The 15,383-nt window shown below is 64.7% G+C and carries 11 protein-coding genes; 8 read left to right on the plus strand and 3 right to left on the minus strand.

Translation table 11 applies throughout. From position 1 onward, the window contains the following. Positions 1 to 2,007: a proton-conducting transporter transmembrane domain-containing protein gene (locus tag KP004_RS04515; protein ID WP_216801197.1), complete on the plus strand. Its 2,007-nt coding sequence runs from the start codon at positions 1 to 3 to the stop codon at positions 2,005 to 2,007. Positions 2,008 to 2,253: 246 nt separating this feature from the next. Here KP004_RS04515 and nrfD read toward each other — a convergent pair whose 3' ends face one another. Genes nrfD through KP004_RS04530 form a run of 3 tightly spaced genes read right to left on the minus strand, consistent with a single transcriptional unit; the run spans position 2,254 to position 4,759 of the window. Further along, positions 2,254 to 3,501 carry an NrfD/PsrC family molybdoenzyme membrane anchor subunit gene (gene nrfD / locus KP004_RS04520; RefSeq protein WP_216801198.1) on the minus strand — a complete coding sequence of 416 codons (1,248 nt, stop codon included), beginning with the start codon at positions 3,499 to 3,501 and terminating at the stop codon, positions 2,254 to 2,256. A gap of 2 nt (positions 3,502 to 3,503) precedes the next feature. After that, positions 3,504 to 4,286 (minus strand): 4Fe-4S dicluster domain-containing protein, encoded by a 783-nt coding sequence (locus KP004_RS04525; RefSeq protein ID WP_216801199.1) that lies wholly within the window; start codon positions 4,284 to 4,286, stop codon positions 3,504 to 3,506. Next, complete coding sequence (locus KP004_RS04530) at positions 4,283 to 4,759, minus strand: cytochrome c3 family protein (protein ID WP_216801200.1); 477 nt, start codon at positions 4,757 to 4,759, stop codon at positions 4,283 to 4,285. The genes KP004_RS04525 and KP004_RS04530 overlap by 4 nt, the downstream gene beginning before the upstream one ends. Positions 4,760 to 5,160: 401 nt before the next feature. On the opposite strand from KP004_RS04530, the gene KP004_RS04535 reads away from it, so the two are divergent. From KP004_RS04535 to KP004_RS04565, 7 genes are all read left to right on the plus strand, one after another. Next, entirely contained in the window at positions 5,161 to 7,137 is a 1,977-nt protein-coding gene (locus tag KP004_RS04535; protein ID WP_239026940.1) for a proton-conducting transporter transmembrane domain-containing protein, read from the plus strand. Between the two features lie 208 nt (positions 7,138 to 7,345). Continuing rightward, entirely contained in the window at positions 7,346 to 8,254 is a 909-nt protein-coding gene (locus KP004_RS04540; RefSeq protein WP_199389066.1) for a respiratory chain complex I subunit 1 family protein, read from the plus strand. Positions 8,255 to 8,258: 4 nt separating this feature from the next. After that, on the plus strand, positions 8,259 to 8,900 hold the full coding sequence (locus tag KP004_RS04545) for a hydrogenase (protein WP_216801201.1): 642 nt from the start codon (positions 8,259 to 8,261) through the stop codon (positions 8,898 to 8,900). A gap of 4 nt (positions 8,901 to 8,904) precedes the next feature. After that, complete coding sequence (locus KP004_RS04550; RefSeq protein WP_216801202.1) at positions 8,905 to 10,338, plus strand: proton-conducting transporter transmembrane domain-containing protein; 1,434 nt, start codon at positions 8,905 to 8,907, stop codon at positions 10,336 to 10,338. After that, entirely contained in the window at positions 10,335 to 11,846 is a 1,512-nt protein-coding gene (locus tag KP004_RS04555) for a hydrogenase large subunit (protein WP_216801203.1), read from the plus strand. The genes KP004_RS04550 and KP004_RS04555 overlap by 4 nt, the downstream gene beginning before the upstream one ends. A gap of 97 nt (positions 11,847 to 11,943) precedes the next feature. After that, positions 11,944 to 12,702 carry an NADH-quinone oxidoreductase subunit B family protein gene (locus KP004_RS04560; protein WP_216801204.1) on the plus strand — a complete coding sequence of 253 codons (759 nt, stop codon included), beginning with the start codon at positions 11,944 to 11,946 and terminating at the stop codon, positions 12,700 to 12,702. A gap of 96 nt (positions 12,703 to 12,798) precedes the next feature. Continuing rightward, complete coding sequence (locus KP004_RS04565; RefSeq protein ID WP_216801205.1) at positions 12,799 to 15,339, plus strand: ATP-binding protein; 2,541 nt, start codon at positions 12,799 to 12,801, stop codon at positions 15,337 to 15,339. The last annotated feature ends 44 nt before the right edge of the window (positions 15,340 to 15,383 follow it).

Consider the following 15,383-nt stretch of genomic DNA (forward strand, 5'->3'; position numbering starts at 1 on the left):
ATGACCTTCTCCGGCGAGCCTGCGACTTCTCTTGGACTGTTGTTGCTCGCCGTTTGCTGCCAAGCCGTGTCCGGGCTGCCGCTGCTTTGGCGCAAGGGGTCGGACCTCGCCCAGCGCGCGGGAGCCGCCCTCATGGCGGCAGCGTCGCTGATCGGCTGTGCCGGTGCCCTCTGCGCCGTCTTCTCTCCCACCGCCGGAACCTGGCTGCTCCCGTCCGGCCTTCCCTTCGGGGGGCTGGAGGTCGGGGTCGATGCCCTTTCCGCACTGTTTCTGCTCCCCATCTTCATCGTCACCGGCTGCTGCGCCGTCTACGGTGCCGGCTACTGGCCGGTGGCACGCCACATGGAGCACGGCGGCAAGCTCGCCTTCTTCCTGGGACTGCTGTCCGCGGCCCTCACCGTCGTGCTGCTGGCCAAAAGCACCATGCTCTTCCTAATGGGATGGGAGGTAATGGCCCTGGCCGCCTACTTCGCCCTTACTACCGAGGACGAAAAGCACGAGGTGCGCGAGGCGGGGGTACTCTACCTGATCACGGCCCACCTGGGCGCCCTGGCGCTCTTTGCCACCTTCTCGCTCCTCAACGCCGCCACCGGCGCCTACATCTTCCCGGCGCCCGGCTCTCTTACTGCTGCAGGTCCCTTGGCCACCGCCGTCTTTCTGACCGCCCTGTTCGGCTTCAGCATGAAAGCCGGGGTGATGCCGCTGCACATCTGGCTCCCCTCGGCGCACGCCAACGCCCCCAGCCACGTTTCTGCCATCCTTTCCGGCGTGGTGTTGAAAACCGGCATCTACGGGATGATGCGCGTCTTCTCCGCCTTTGCTGATCCGCCGCTATGGTGGGGCGCCCTGGTCCTCGTGTTGGGCTGCATCTCGGCCGTGCTCGGGGTCGCCTACGCCATCGGACAGCACGACCTAAAGCGGCTTCTGGCCTACCACAGCATCGAGAACATCGGCATCATCCTGATCGGACTGGGCATGGCGCTCATCGGCGCGAACCAGGGGTGGGAGGCGCTGGTCGCTCTGGGCGCGGCGGGCGCGCTCTTGCACGTCGTGAACCACGCCCTGTTCAAGGCGCTGCTCTTTCTTTCGGCCGGTTCGGTCATTCATGCCACCGGTACCAGGGAGATCGATCTCATGGGAGGCGTGGCGCGCCGGCTGCCCAGGACGGCGCTGCTTTTCCTGGTGGGAGCGGTCGCCATCTGCGGCCTTCCCCCTTTGAACGGGTTCGTCAGCGAGTTGATGATCTACCTGGGCGCGTTCAACTCGATCGGCGCAGCGGTCGGCCTGGGACCGTCGCTCCCCGCACTGGCCGCGCCGGTGCTGGCGCTGGTGGGTGGGCTGGCGGTTGCCTGCTTCGTGAAGGTGTACGGGGTCGTTTTCCTGGGGCTGCCGCGCTCGAGGGTGCATGAAGGAGCACACGAGGCGGGTGTCGGGATGCTGGTTCCCATGGGGATCCTGGCGGGGTGCTGCGTGCTGATCGGGTTGGCGCCGGGGCTCTTCGTTCCCGTCTTGAATGGCGCCCTGCGCGAGTACGGCGGAGCGCTGGCGTTGCAGCAAGGGGTCGCGGGGCTGGTTCCCTTCGGATGGATTTCGATTCTGGGGGTGGGGCTGCTTCTGCTGCTGGTCCTGCTCTGGGTTTTCTTTGCCAGGCGTGCCGCCATGTTGCCGGTTCCGGTCGCTCCCACCTGGGGCTGCGGCTACCTGAGGCCCGCGCCCCGGATGCAGTACACGGCCTCCTCCTTCGGCGCCATCCTGGTGGGATGGTTCGCGCTGCTGCTCCGTCCCGTGCGGCACCGCACCGAGGTGCAGGGGCTTTTCCCGGGGCACTCGAGCCACGAGAGTCACGTTCCGGAGACGGTGCTGGAGAAAGGGTACCTTCCGTTTCTCGAGTACCTGTTCGAAAAAGCGCAGCCGGTACGGCGTCTGCAGCATGGCAAGTTGAATATCTACATCTTTTACACCTTCGTGACGCTGGTGTTGCTGCTTGCCATTACCAGCGGGCAGTAGCTTCGTGAAAAGAAAGGCGGGCGAATGCGAAGAAAAGCGGGCGAATAATTATTCGCCCGCCTCTGTTTTTGTAACGCCTGTTACCCTTCACCCCCGCCTCTCTTCCACCTGCGCCTAGGCTACGGTGGACATGCCCGGAGGGCGAGGGGCGGCAACGTAGAACTTAGAACTTAGAACGTAGAACGTAGAACTTAGAACGTAGAACGTAGAACGTAGAACGTAGAACGTAGAACGTCCTTCGCCTTTTCAATGTGTTTCCTTGAACACCGGCATCACCTTGTTCAGCAGGTAGAACAGGCAGAACGGCACCCCGGCGACGATGAGGGCGCCCACCAGCCCCTCCTTCAGCGTTTCCATGCTGTCCGGCCACAGCGGCAGGACGTAGTGCATGAACCCTGAGAAGGACGACGAGAACGCCTGCCCGCCGATGACGACGTTCCAGCGCATCATGAAGACGCCCAAAAGCACCAGCACGGTCCCCACCGCTGCCCGCCGTATGGTCAACCCCGGAATCAGGAACAGGACGAACGGCACCAGGTTCCCCAGCCCGTACTGCACCACGAAGATGTTCACGAAGTCCCGCTCATAGATGACGCTCCTCAGGATGTCCCACGACTTTACCGCCGTATAACCCCTGAATATCAGGTCCAAAAGCTCCAGCGTGATGGCCGCCACCATGAACATGAGCAGGTAGCGCGAGGTCATGGCCACGACGTGGGCTTCCGCGCTCTTCAACTCGTCCATGGAGGGGAGCTCGGGGTGGGCGAGCCTGCGCCGACGTGACAGCTGCTTTCGTATCTCCATGGTGAGGATGTAGGTCAGGATGCACAGGGCGATGCCGGAAACGACCGCGGAACAGATGAAGATGACCGGCATGAGCGGCGTCATCCAAAGCGCGTTCGCCTTGACGGAGCCGAAGATGAACCCGGCGTAGCCGTGCAGGAAGCAGGCAACCGGGATACCGGCGGCGGCAAGCTTCTTGACCGCCCGCTCGTCCGCCTCGAGCGCATCGTGGGAGATGTCCCAGGCCCCAAGTGTCAGGATGCTGAACAACAGATACTGCCCCTGTTGCAGTACGGTCCGTCCCTCTATCGCCTTGAGCGCAAGCGCCGTCTCCACGAAGTGCTTGCGAAACACGAACCAGAGCTCGGAGGCGACGATCATGCCGTAGGTGCTGAACACGATGCCGAAGGCGGCGATGGCGGAGGTGAAGTGCGGCGTCAGCATCACCTCGATACCGCGCAGCGGCTGCTGCAGGTGCATCAAAAGGGGGAGCATGGCGACCGGCAGCAGCGCGAAGGAAAACACCAGCGAGAACCGCGCGATCCCCTTCAACTGCTTCACGCCGAAGACGTGGTACAGCGAGGAGAGTACGAAGGCGCCGGCGACGAGGCCGGTCATGAACGGGTACATGACGATCTGGATGGTCCAGTAGATGTACTCGTTGGGGTAGGTGAAAAACTCCTTTATGGTCCAGGCTTCTCCGTGCACCATGGCTATTTCACCTCCTTGGAAAGGCCGAGGTAGAAGACCTGCGGCTTGGTGCCGTACTCTTCCTTGAGCACGTTGACCCGCTCGGTCATGATGACTTTGGTCACCGGGTCCTCGGGGTCCCTGAGGTTTCCTACCCGGCGCGCCCCGAAGGCACAGCTGTCGACGCAGGCGGTCTGCATCCCCTTGGTGATGCGGTGGTAGCAGAAGTTGCACTTCTCCGCGACGTGGAAGACGGGATGGAAGAAGCGCACGCCATAGGGGCACCCCATGATGCAGTAGCCGCAGCCGATGCACCACTTCCGGTCCACCAGCACCACGCCGTCCGCGGTCTGGTAGGTGGCCCCCACCGGACAGACCTGGACGCAGGGCGGGTTGTCGCACTGGTTGCAGAGCTTGGGCACGAAGAACGCCTTTTCGATGTCCTCGTCCTTGATCTCCTCCAACTTGCCATGGCCGATGTCGATCCCCTTGTTGGGGAAGCCGTCGCGTGCCCCCTTGGGGGAGTCGATGTGGGTCTTGCCGTCCTTGGTCACCACGTAGCGCTCCACCCAGGTGCGGGTCACGTTGGCGTCGTAAGGCACTTCGTTCTCCACCTTGCACCCCTTGACGCAGAAGCCGCACCCCACGCATTTGCGGGTGTCGACCAGGAAGACCCAGCGCGCCCCTTTCTCGTCCTTCTCGGCGAGAAGCCGTTTCGGGTCGAAGAGTTCCAGGCAGGAGAGGGGAATCGCCAGCCCCCCGGCGATGAGCAGGGATTTCTTGCAGAAGGATCGTCTCGAAATCATCTCTTGTGCCCCTCCTTCCTGGGATCGTGCGGCCAGTGGCAGGTGACGCAGTCCAGTCCGACGTTGTGGGTCTTGGGGTCGATCCCCTTCATCACGCCGCGTCCGCTGTTGGGGTAGGGGAGGCGGGTGTGGCAGCGGGCACAGAGCTCGCGGCTACGGTCGATGGTCAACGACTTGGGATCGTCCGGATGGTTGAGGGCGGGGCCGTGGCAGTTCTCGCAGTTGATGTTGCGGTGCGGCGATTCCTTCATCTCGTCATACTTGTCGGGATGGCAATCCTTGCAGAAGGCGGCGGTCTTGTACTTCACCTTCACGTCCTTCCACTGCTGCTCGTTGCCGGCGCGATGCCAGCCGTACATGTACCCCCTGGCGCCGATCCCGAAATCGGCCGGGACCAGCACTTCGCGCGCCACCAGCACCAGGGCGATCACCGCCAGCACCACGACCAGCGGGCGCCAAACATGACTCTTCACAGGTTCCCTCCTTTGATGCAGTCGTAACGGTTTCCGACAGCGCCGGGCAAAAACTCCGGGCCGTCGATGTTCCTATAACAATGTTCGAAACAAAAACGAAACTCGTGTTTAATGATAACGGCAGACCGCTTGAAAACAAGCAACTTCGCCAGTATTGTTGTTTTATCGGCCTTGCCAAACAGATTAGAAATCTTTTTTTGACAAATCGATTTTCAGGGAGTATGGTGAGGTCCCTGTCGCCCTTGTATACCGTATCGACACCCAGTCGCTGCAGTTGAAGGGAAAAGCGGCAGTTCTGGCAGCCTTGCTCCCCTTCCGCACCGCCGGCATTCCCGGTTGCGCGGAAGGTTGAAACTCGATGGGCAGATTGACGATCCGTTCCTGGTTCGAAAGGGTGGGTTATGTTGTTTTTTGACATGATGCGGGACCCGGCTATCCTGGTCCTTTGCTCAATAGCTCTAGCCGGCTGTTCGGGGCTTCCCGGTCTTGTGTTGCGAGACGGGACACTCGGACAACGGCTGGCCTCGGTAGCCGCGCTGACCAGCTCTCTCCTCGCGCTTCCGTCTCTTCTCTACCTGCTGATAGGTGGTGGAGAAGCAAGCTTCCTCCTGAACTGGAACCTCCCTTTCGGCCCCTGCGAAGTCGCCCTCGACCCTCTCTCTCTATTCTTTCTGATCCCCATCTTTCTGATCTTCCCCGCCGGCTCCCTCTACGCCCTTGGTTACTGGCCCGCCGCCTCGCACAGCTCCCAAAGAAGCGTCACCTTTTTTTACGGTTTGCTGGCCTGCGCGATGGCGCTGGTGGTGGTGTCCCGCAACGGCGCCCTGTTCGTGATGGCGTGGGAGATCATGGCCCTTTCCGGCTATTTCCTGCTGGTCGCTGAGCACCGTGAAGGTGAGGTCCGCGGTGCCGGTACGGTCTACCTGGTGGCGAGCCATCTCGGCGGCGCGGCGCTCCTGGTCCTGTTCGCCTCGCTGTTCATGATCACCGGCAGCTTCGGATTTCCCGCGGCCGGCTCGCTTGCCGTCGGCGCGGGGCTTGCTGCGACGCTGTTTTGGCTCGTCCTGGCCGGCTTCGGATCGAAGGCGGGCATCATGCCGCTGCACCTGTGGCTCCCCTCTGCCCACGCCAACGCCCCGAGTCACGTCTCGGCGCTCCTCTCCGGCGTCATGCTGAAGATCGGGATCTACGGCATCCTGCGCGTGATCTCGTTCTTTACGGAGCGCCCGCTCTGGTGGGGCGGGGTGCTCACCGTGGCGGGGCTTGGCTCGGCCGTGATGGGGATCTGTGTCGCCTCGGCACAGAAGGACATCAAGCGCCTTTTGGCCTACAGCAGCATTGAGAACCTCGGCATCATCAGCGCCGGTATCGGGATGTTCCTCTTAGGGGATGGGACCGGCAACCAGCGGCTCGCCTTCCTGGGGCTTGCCGGCGCGCTCTTCCACGTGCTGAACCACGTCATCTTCAAGCCGCTGCTCTTCTTCTGTGCCGGAAGCGTCATGCACGCCACCGGTACCCGCGACCTGGACCGGATGGGGGGGCTGGCGCGCCGGCTGCCTTACACCGCCTTCTTCACCCTGTGCGGCGCCGTCGCCATCTGCGGCCTCCCCCCCTTCAATGGTTTCGCCAGCGAAATGCTTCTCTACCTTGGCTTCTTCGGCGAGGCCCGTGCCGGCCAGCCCTTCGTCGCCCTCGGCGCGCCGGTGCTGGCACTGGTGGGGGGCGTCGCGGTGATCTCCTTCGTGAAACTCTACGGCATCGCCTTTTTGGGTGAGCCGCGCACGGCTGCCGCAGCCGAGGCCCACGAGGCGACCGGCACCATGCTTGCCCCCATCGCCCTGCTCGCCTGCCTCGCCCTCACCGGCGGACTTTTCCCGCAACTCTTCCTTGCCCTGGTGCAGCCCGCCATGCGGGTCCTCGCCCCTGGCCTGGCCCGCGCAGCCGTGCTCCCCATCGCACCGGTCTGGTTCGCGCTGGCGGGGGTAAGCGTCATCTGCCTGGCGGCGATCCTGTACCTGTTCCTGAAGGCGAAGACCGGCGGCAGTGCGGTATCCGCCCCCACCTGGGGCTGCGGCTACCTCCGTCCCTCCCCGCGCATCCAGTACACCGGGAGTTCGTTCGGCGCGTTCTTCTCCTCGCTTTCAGGCTCGTTGATCCGTACCCGGATCACGGTGGGGCAGGTGGCCGGCCTTACCCCGGCAGCGGTACGGTTGAGCTATCACCCCGAGGAAACCCTGCTGCACCGGGTGGTGCTGCCGGTGCTGAACGTCCTCGGCATCGGCTGCGCCTTCGTGAGGAGGCTGCAGCACGGCGAGGTGCAGATCTATATTCTCTATATCTTCGTGACGTTGATGTTGCTCCTTTTGTGGGTGCATTAGAGTTTGAGACAGCCGTTTGCGCGGTAACTCCTCCCCCCGGAGGGGGGAGGTCGGGAGGGGGGATCAGATGGTGGTTATCCCCCTCCCTAGCCCTCCCCCTCCGGGGGAGGGGACCTGGTGCCTTTCGGGTGGAAGGGGCCGGGTCACGAGAGCGCTCAACGGCTGCAGTAAACGATTCTCCAGGAGTCTTACTCAATAGGAGTTGGACATGATCGACACAATCTTCCACGTGGTGCTGGTGCTGGCCATGCCGCCGCTGCTGCTGGGGGTGATCGGCAAGACCAAGGCGGCCTTCGCCGGACGGGTGGGCGCTCCCTTCCTGCAGCCCTACTACGACATGGGGCGGCTCATGAAAAAGGGGATCGTCCTCTCCGACAGCACCACTTGGATCTTCCGGGCCGGGCCGGTGGTCACGCTCGCCGCCACGCTCTTCGCCGCGCTCCTGGTGCCGCTGGGCAAGCACCCGGCACCGATCTCGTTCGAGGGGGACATGATCCTCTTCGCCTACCTCTTCGCGCTGGGACGATTCTTCACCACCACGGCGGCGCTCGACACCGCCTCCAGCTTCGAGGGGATGGGGGCGGCCCGCGAGGTGAGCTTCTCCTGCCTCGCCGAACCGACGCTCTTCTTCGCCCTGATCACCCTGACCAGGCTCTCCGGGACCATGAGCCTTACCCCCATGCTGCAGCACGTAACGCTCCCGGTCTGGATGGGGACCGGCGCTTCGCTTATCCTGCTGCTGGCCGGCCTCTTCGTGGTGCTCTTGGCGGAGAACTGCCGCATTCCCTTCGACGACCCCAACACCCACTTAGAGCTCACCATGATCCACGAGGTGATGGTGCTGGACCACAGCGGCCCCTATTTCTGCTGCGTCCTCTACGGCGCCGCGTTGAAGCTCTACCTCTTAGGGGCGCTCTTCGTGAACATCGCGCTCCCCTTCGCCTCGGGCAACGCCTACCTCGACTGGGTGGTGTTCGCGGCCGGAATGCTGCTCCTTGCCGTCGCCATCGGGGTGGTGGAATCGGTGATGGCGCGTCTGAGGCTGATCCGCGTGCCGCAGCTTCTGGTGGCGGCCTTGATCCTGACCGCATTCTCCCTGGTCCTGGTTGTGAGGTGACCCTATGAATTCCCTGGCCGACCAGCTGCTGGTTCTCTGCCTTTTGATCAACTTCGCCGTCCTGGGCACCAGCCGCCTCGCCTTCTCGGTGCGCTGCGTCGCGGTGCAGGGGGTGCTGCTCGGGACGCTCCCGGCGCTGGTGCATCCCTTCTCCTGGCACGTCAGCTTCATCGTGGTGAGCATCATCCTGGTCAAGGGAGGGTTGATCCCGATCCTGATCATCCGCGCCATCAAGAAGGCGGAGATCGAGCGCGAGTTCTCCCCCTTCATCGGCTACATCCCCTCGCTGGTGCTGGGGGCGCTCTTCACCTCGCTCGCCTTCATCTTCGCGGCGAAGCTCCCGCTTTCTCCGGAGCACGAGGGGCTCCTGATCGTGCCCGCCGCCGCCGCGACCCTCATGAGCGGCTTCCTGGTGCTCATGGGGCGGCGCAAGGCGATCTCGCAGGTGCTGGGGTATCTCCTCATGGAAAACGGCATCTTCCTGTTCGGTCTGCTCCTGGCCGACGCCATGCCGGTCATGGTGGAGGCGGGGGCGCTCCTCGACCTCCTGGTCGGCATCTTCGTGATGGGCATCGTCATCAACCACATCAGCCGCGAGTTCTCGAGCATCGACACCTCGAGACTCTCCGCGCTGAGGGAGGAATAGCGACATGATGTGGGCCCTGGTCCTGCTTCCGCTTCTCGGCGCCGCGCTCTCCTGGCTTGTACCGGACAACCGCCGGCGCGTCTGGGTGCTCCCCGTTTTCTCGCTTGCGCAGCTCGGGGTGAGTGCCGCGCTCCTGGTGCACACGCCGCCCCCGTCCCCGGCGGGATGGATCTGGCTCGATCCCCTGGGCAAGCTGGTGCTCATGGCCAACAGCGTGCTCTTCACCATCTGCTCCCTGTATGCGGTCGGCTACCTGAGCTACCGGTTGAAGCGTCCGAACCGTATCCTGTGCGCCTCGCTGCTGGTCTGTCTCTCCGCGACCTCGCTGGTGGTCATCTCGCAGCACCTGGGGCTTTTGTGGATCGCGCTGGAGGCGACCACCCTGACCATGGCGCCGCTCATCTACTTCAACCACAACGCCCGCTCCATCGAGGCCACCTGGAAATACCTCCTCATCTGCTCGGTCGGTATCGCCATCGCGCTTTTGGGGCTGTTCTTCCTCGCCTACTCCACCATCGTCGCCAAGCAGGAGGTGAGCCTCCTTCTCCCGACCCTGATCCGGGACGCGGCCGCGCTGCACCCGGGGTGGCGCCACGCCGCTTTCATCTTCCTGCTGGTCGGCTTCGGCTCCAAGATGGGGCTCGCTCCCCTGCACACCTGGAAGCCGGACGCCTACGGCGAGGCCCCGGGGCTCGTGGGGGCGCTGCTTGCCGGCGGGCTGGTGAACTGCGCCCTTCTTGCGCTGTTGCGCGTCTACCAGGTCGCGGTCGCCTCGACCGAAGGGGCGCTTTTCCAGCAGGTGCTCCTGACCATGGGGCTCGTCTCCATGGCCTTCGCCGCCGTGTTCATGGCGCGCCAAAGCGACTTCAAGCGGATGCTCGCCTACTCGAGCGTCGAGCACGTCGGCATCATCGCGGTGGCGCTGGGGCTGGGGAAGGGGGCGCTCTTCGCGGGGCTTTTGCACATGATCAACAACTCCCTCACCAAGGGGGTGCTCTTTCTCTCCTGCGGCAACATCCACCGCGCCTTCAACTCCAAGAGCACCCAGTTCGTGCGCGGCGCCCTGCGGCGCACCCCCTGGTCCGCGGCGCTCTTTCTCGCCGCGTTCCTCGCCATCACCGGGTCGCCTCCCTTCGCCCCCTTCGTCAGCGAATTCCTGATCGTCTCCTCCGCTTTCGGGCAGGGGAACCACTGGACCGGTGCGCTGTTCCTGCTGTTCCTGGCGCTCATCTTCATCGGTATGGCCTCCACCGTGCTCCCGGTGGTCCTGGGCGAGCTGCCGCCGGACCTGGAGCGGACCCGGTACCGCGATGCCGTACCCACCGTCGTCCCCCCCCTGCTGCTGATGGGGCTGGTGCTGGTGCTGGGGCTGTGGATCCCGTCGCCGCTGCAGGATCTCTTGCACGAGGCGGCGCAGCTTTTGGGAGGTGAGGCATGAGTCCCGCCATGGTCTTCACCCAAAACGGCGGCGTCCTGTCGCGCCGCGAGATCCCGCAGCACGCGCCGGAGCGCTTCGCCCAGGCGCTTCTTTCCGCCCTGGCCGGCGGGTGGCGCGTGGTCTCCTACTTCGGCATGCAGGAGGAGGACGGCGTGCGCCTGTTCTGCCTCCTCTCCTTTAAAAGCCACGCCACCATCGGTGTCATGAGTACCCTGATCACCGGCAAGAGCTTCTACTCGCTGGTGCCCCAGGCGCCGCAGCTGCACCTCTTCGAGCGCGAGATCGCCGAGCAGTTCTACCTGAACCTGGAGGGGCACCCCTGGCCCAAGCCGGTCCGCTTCGCCCCGGCACTCGGCTCCCTTCCCGGGGATACCCCGGAGCCCCCGCCGACCATCGGCGTGATGGACTTTTACCGGGTGGAAGGCGAGGAGGTGCACGAGGTAGCCGTCGGCCCGGTGCATGCCGGCATCATCGAGCCGGGGCATTTCCGCTTCCAGTGCTTCGGCGAGGAGGTGATGCACCTGGAGATCTCGCTGGGGTACCAGCACCGCGGCGTCGAGCGCATGATGCAGGGGCGCCCGGGCGAGCGGATGCGCAAGCTCATGGAGACCGTGGCGGGCGACACCACTATCGGCCACGGCACCGCTTACGCCATGATCGTCGAGGCGCTCTCCGAGACGCGGGTGCCCGCCAGGGCCCAGGCGGTGCGCGGCATCGCGCTGGAGCTGGAGCGGCTTGCCAACCACACCGGCGACCTGGGCGCCATCGCGGGGGACGTGGGCTATCTTCCCACCGCTTCCTTTTGCGGCAGGATCCGCGGCGACTTCCTCAACATGACCGCGGGGATCTGCGGCAGCCGCTTCGGCCGCGACCTGGTCCTCCCCGGCGGGGTCCGCTTCGATCTCGGCGCCGACGGCGCCCGCCAGCTCTCCGACCGCATCAAGGTGGCCCGCGAGGAGGTGCAGAACGCGGTCGATCTCCTCTGGGACACGCCGTCGGTACTGGCGAGGCTCGAGGGGACCGGCGTGGTGAGCGAGCAGACGGCCATCGAGCTGGGGCTCGTCGGCCCCGCCGCCCGCGCCAGCGGCCTGAACCGTGACATCCGGCGCGACCACCCCTTCGGCATCTACAGCATGAGCCAGATCCCGGTGGAGACGGCGAAAAGCGGAGACGTCTACGCGAGGACCCTGGTGCGCTGGCTGGAGATCGAGAAGTCGCTCGATTTCATCGAGGAGCAGCTCTCCCAGCTTCCCGGCGTTGCCGTCGCGAATCCCGTGCGCGAGGTGGCGGGGGAACAGCTGGCCGTGGCGCTCACCGAAGGGTGGCGCGGCGAGGTCTGCCACGTGGCGCTGACCGACGCGCGCGGCCACTTCCAGCGCTACAAGGTGACCGATCCCTCCTTCCACAACTGGACCGGTCTCGCCCTGGCGCTCCGTGGGGGGCAGATCTCCGACTTCCCGCTGTGCAACAAGAGCTTCAACCTTTCCTACTGCGGGTTCGACCTCTAGTGCACAGAATCCCCTAGGAGGCTGGGCCGATTTCAACTCCCCCTCCCGCGAGGGGAGGGGGAATCGTAACTGTTGGTGTAAAGACAGGAGTCGCATCATGATCAAGGCCATACTCGCCCGCATCAAGCAGGGGCATCGCACCATGGCGTACCCGAAACAGCCGCTGCCGCTGCCGGAGCGCTTCCGCGGCTATCCTGAGCTGAAGAGCTCCCTGTGCCCCCCGGACTGCCGTCTCTGTGCCGACGCCTGTCCGGTGGGAGCGGTGGGGTGTGAAAACGGGCTCGCCGTCGACCTCGGCAAGTGCCTGTTCTGTGCCGGGTGCACCGACGCCTGCCCGAGCGGTGCCATCTCCTACAGCAACGACGCGCGCCTGGCCGTCAACTCCCGCGAAGACCTGGTAGTGCGGGCTGGGGAGGAGCGCAGGCTGGCGCAGGCCCTGGACCGGAAGATGCTGGCCCTTTTCGGCCGCTCGCTCAAGTTCCGCTCGGTAGTCGCCGGCGGCTGCAACGCCTGCGAGGCCGACAGCAACGTCCTCTCCACCATCGGCTGGGACATAGGGCGCTTCGGGCTGCAGTTCGTCGCCAGCCCGCGTCACGCCGACGCCCTCTGGGTCACCGGCCCGGTCACCGAAAACATGCGCGAGGCGCTTTTGCAGACCTACCGGGCCATCCCCGCCCCGAAGCTCGTCGTCGCCTGCGGCGCCTGCGCCATCAACGGCGGCCCCTTCATAGGCTCCCCCGCCGCCCATGACGGCGTGGACCGCCTGCTTCCGGTCGACCTCTACATCCCGGGGTGCCCGCCACACCCGGTGACCATCCTCGACGGCCTGTTGCGCCTGCTGGACCGGATGGGTTGAAACGGCTTCCGCTGAAAAGGCTTGCACTCCTGCGGAGTTTCGGTTATTCAGGAGGTTGCCGCTTCTTTCGCAGTACTGCCGCTACAGCGAGTCGCCATGAACGATGCGCACATGGGCCCCGCGCCCACCACCTCCTCCGCCGTACCCCACTCCACCCGCCCGGATAGCGTCCCGGTCTGGAGTGTCGCCCTCCTCGCCTTTCTGCTCGCCCTGTTCCTGTCCGGCTCGATCATGCTCTTGTACGAGGCCAAGCGCCAGGACGCCCGCCGCCAGCAGGTCATCGGTCTCACCGTCAAGGCTGCCCACGACATCCAGGAACAACTGAACCGCTCGATTTCCTCGACTTACGCCCTGGCCGCCGTGATACGGCAAGGCAACGGCAAGATAGACAACTTCCAGGAACTGGCCAGGGAGATGCTCGAGCTCTACCCGGGACTCAGCGCCCTGCAACTGGTCCCCGGCGGCGTCATCTCGGAGATCTACCCGCTGCAGGGAAACGAGAAGGCGATCGGTCTGAACCTCCTGGACCAGGCTAACGCCAACAAGGAGGCCATGGAGGCGTTGCGCCACCGTTCGCTCACGCTGGCGGGACCCTTCGAACTGGTCCAGGGCGGATTGGCGCTCATGGGAAGGCTCCCGGTGTATGTGAAGGGGGGCGAGGGACAACAGCGTTTCTGGGGCTTCACCGCAGCCATGATCAGGCTGGAGACCTTCTTCGACACGTTGCAGTTGCACCGAACGCTCAGCGCCGAGTTCAACTTCCGTCTTTCCAGGATCAAGCCCGACACCGGGACGCTCGACGTCTTCTGGAAGCAGGGGGGGAAGCTCACGCGACCGGTGAGCCAGAAGATCGTCATCCCCAACGGCGAATGGACCCTTTCCGTGGAGCCGGTGGGAGGGTGGTACCAGTGGCGGACGCTCCTTGCCGAGGGGGGACTGGTCCTCATCCTGAGTTCCCTCGCCGCCCTGACGGCCTACTGGCTGGCCAGGCAGCCCGTCATCCTGCGCCGCATGGTCGAGGAAAGAACCCGTGAGCTTTCCCAGACCAACGCGCGGCTTGAAAACGAGGTGGTCGAACGCAGGCATGCCGAAGAGGCGCTGCATGCCTCGGAGTTGAAACTGCGCTCCATCTTCGCCTCGCTCACCGAGGTCATCCTTGTCCTGGACGCCGAGGGGCGCTACCTGGAGATCGCCCCCACCAGTACGAAGAAGCTGTATCTCCCGCCCAACGAGCTGCTGGGGCGGAAAATCCCCGATCTCTTCCCGAAACAGATCGCAGATTTCTTCGTCTCCACCATCCGCAAGGCCCTCGCCGCCGGAACGACCGTCGCGGTCGACTACAGTCTCGACATCGAGGGTGAGGAGATCTGGTTCACCGGCAACGTGACTCCCATGCCCGGCGGCCGGGTGATCTGGTCCGCCCACGACATCACCCAGAGAAAGAGGGCCGAAGAGGAACGCCTGAAGCTGGAAAAGCAGATGCTGCACGCCCAGAAGCTGGAGAGCCTCGGGGTGCTGGCAGGGGGCATCGCCCACGACTTCAACAACATCCTCACCGTCATCGTCGGCAACACGGACCTGGCCCTGATGCGGCTTTCCCCCGATGCTCCGGTTGTCGAAAACCTGCGCCGGATCGAGCTGGCGGCGGCGAGGGCCTCGGACCTGGCCCACCAGATGCTTGCCTACTCCGGCAAGGGACATTTCGTGACCGAGGAGCTGGACCTGAACCGCCTGGTGGAGGAGATGGGGCACATGCTGAGCGTCTCGGTCTCGAAGAAGGCCCAGCTCGTCTACAACCTGTGCCGTCCCCTGCCTGCCGTCACCGCCGACGCCACCCAGATCCGCCAGGTGCTGATGAACCTGGTCATCAACGCCTCCGAGGCGATCGGCGACCGCAGCGGGATCATCACCATCTCGACCGGGTGCGAGCAGTGCGCCGAGTCCCGCCTCGACCGCGCATGGCTCTCCGATCCGGTCCGGCCCGGGCTCTACGTCTACGTGGAGGTGTCCGACACCGGCTGCGGCATGGACCGCGACACCATGGCCAAGATTTTCGAGCCGTTCTTCACCACCAAGTTCACCGGGCGCGGACTGGGGATGGCGGCCGTGCTCGGCATCGTCCGTGGCCATCAGGGCGCGATCCGGGTCCAGAGCGAACCGGGGCAGGGGAGCACCTTCAGGGTGTTCCTCCCCGCCGGCGACGCGCCGGCCCGGCTCGAGCACCCGGAATCCCCGCCGGGGGAGACCTGGCGGGGGAGCGGCACCGTCCTGCTCATCGACGATGAAGACAACATCCGCGCCCTCGGCACCGAGATGCTGGGGGAGTTGGGGTTCCAGGTGGTGACGGCCGCCGACGGGCAGGAGGGGGTGGAGATCTTTCGCCGCCGCAACGACATCGTCCTGGTACTGCTCGACCTGACCATGCCGCAGATGGACGGGGAACAGTGCCTGAGGGAACTGCACCTGATCGACCCGCAGGTGAGGGTGATCATGTCCAGCGGGTTCAGCGAGCACGAGATCTCCCGCAAGTTCCCGGGGACAGGGATTTCCGGTTTCGTACAGAAGCCTTACAAGCTCTCGGCGTTGCGGGAAGTCCTTTCCTCGCTGAATTGGGACAGCTCTCGTCCGCTTCGTTAATCCTCTTGTCAATGCCTGCTTCTTTGAGTACTATCCGGACTTTA

The sequence above is a fragment of the Geomonas oryzisoli genome (assembly GCF_018986915.1).
Lineage (GTDB): Bacteria > Desulfobacterota > Desulfuromonadia > Geobacterales > Geobacteraceae > Geomonas > Geomonas oryzisoli.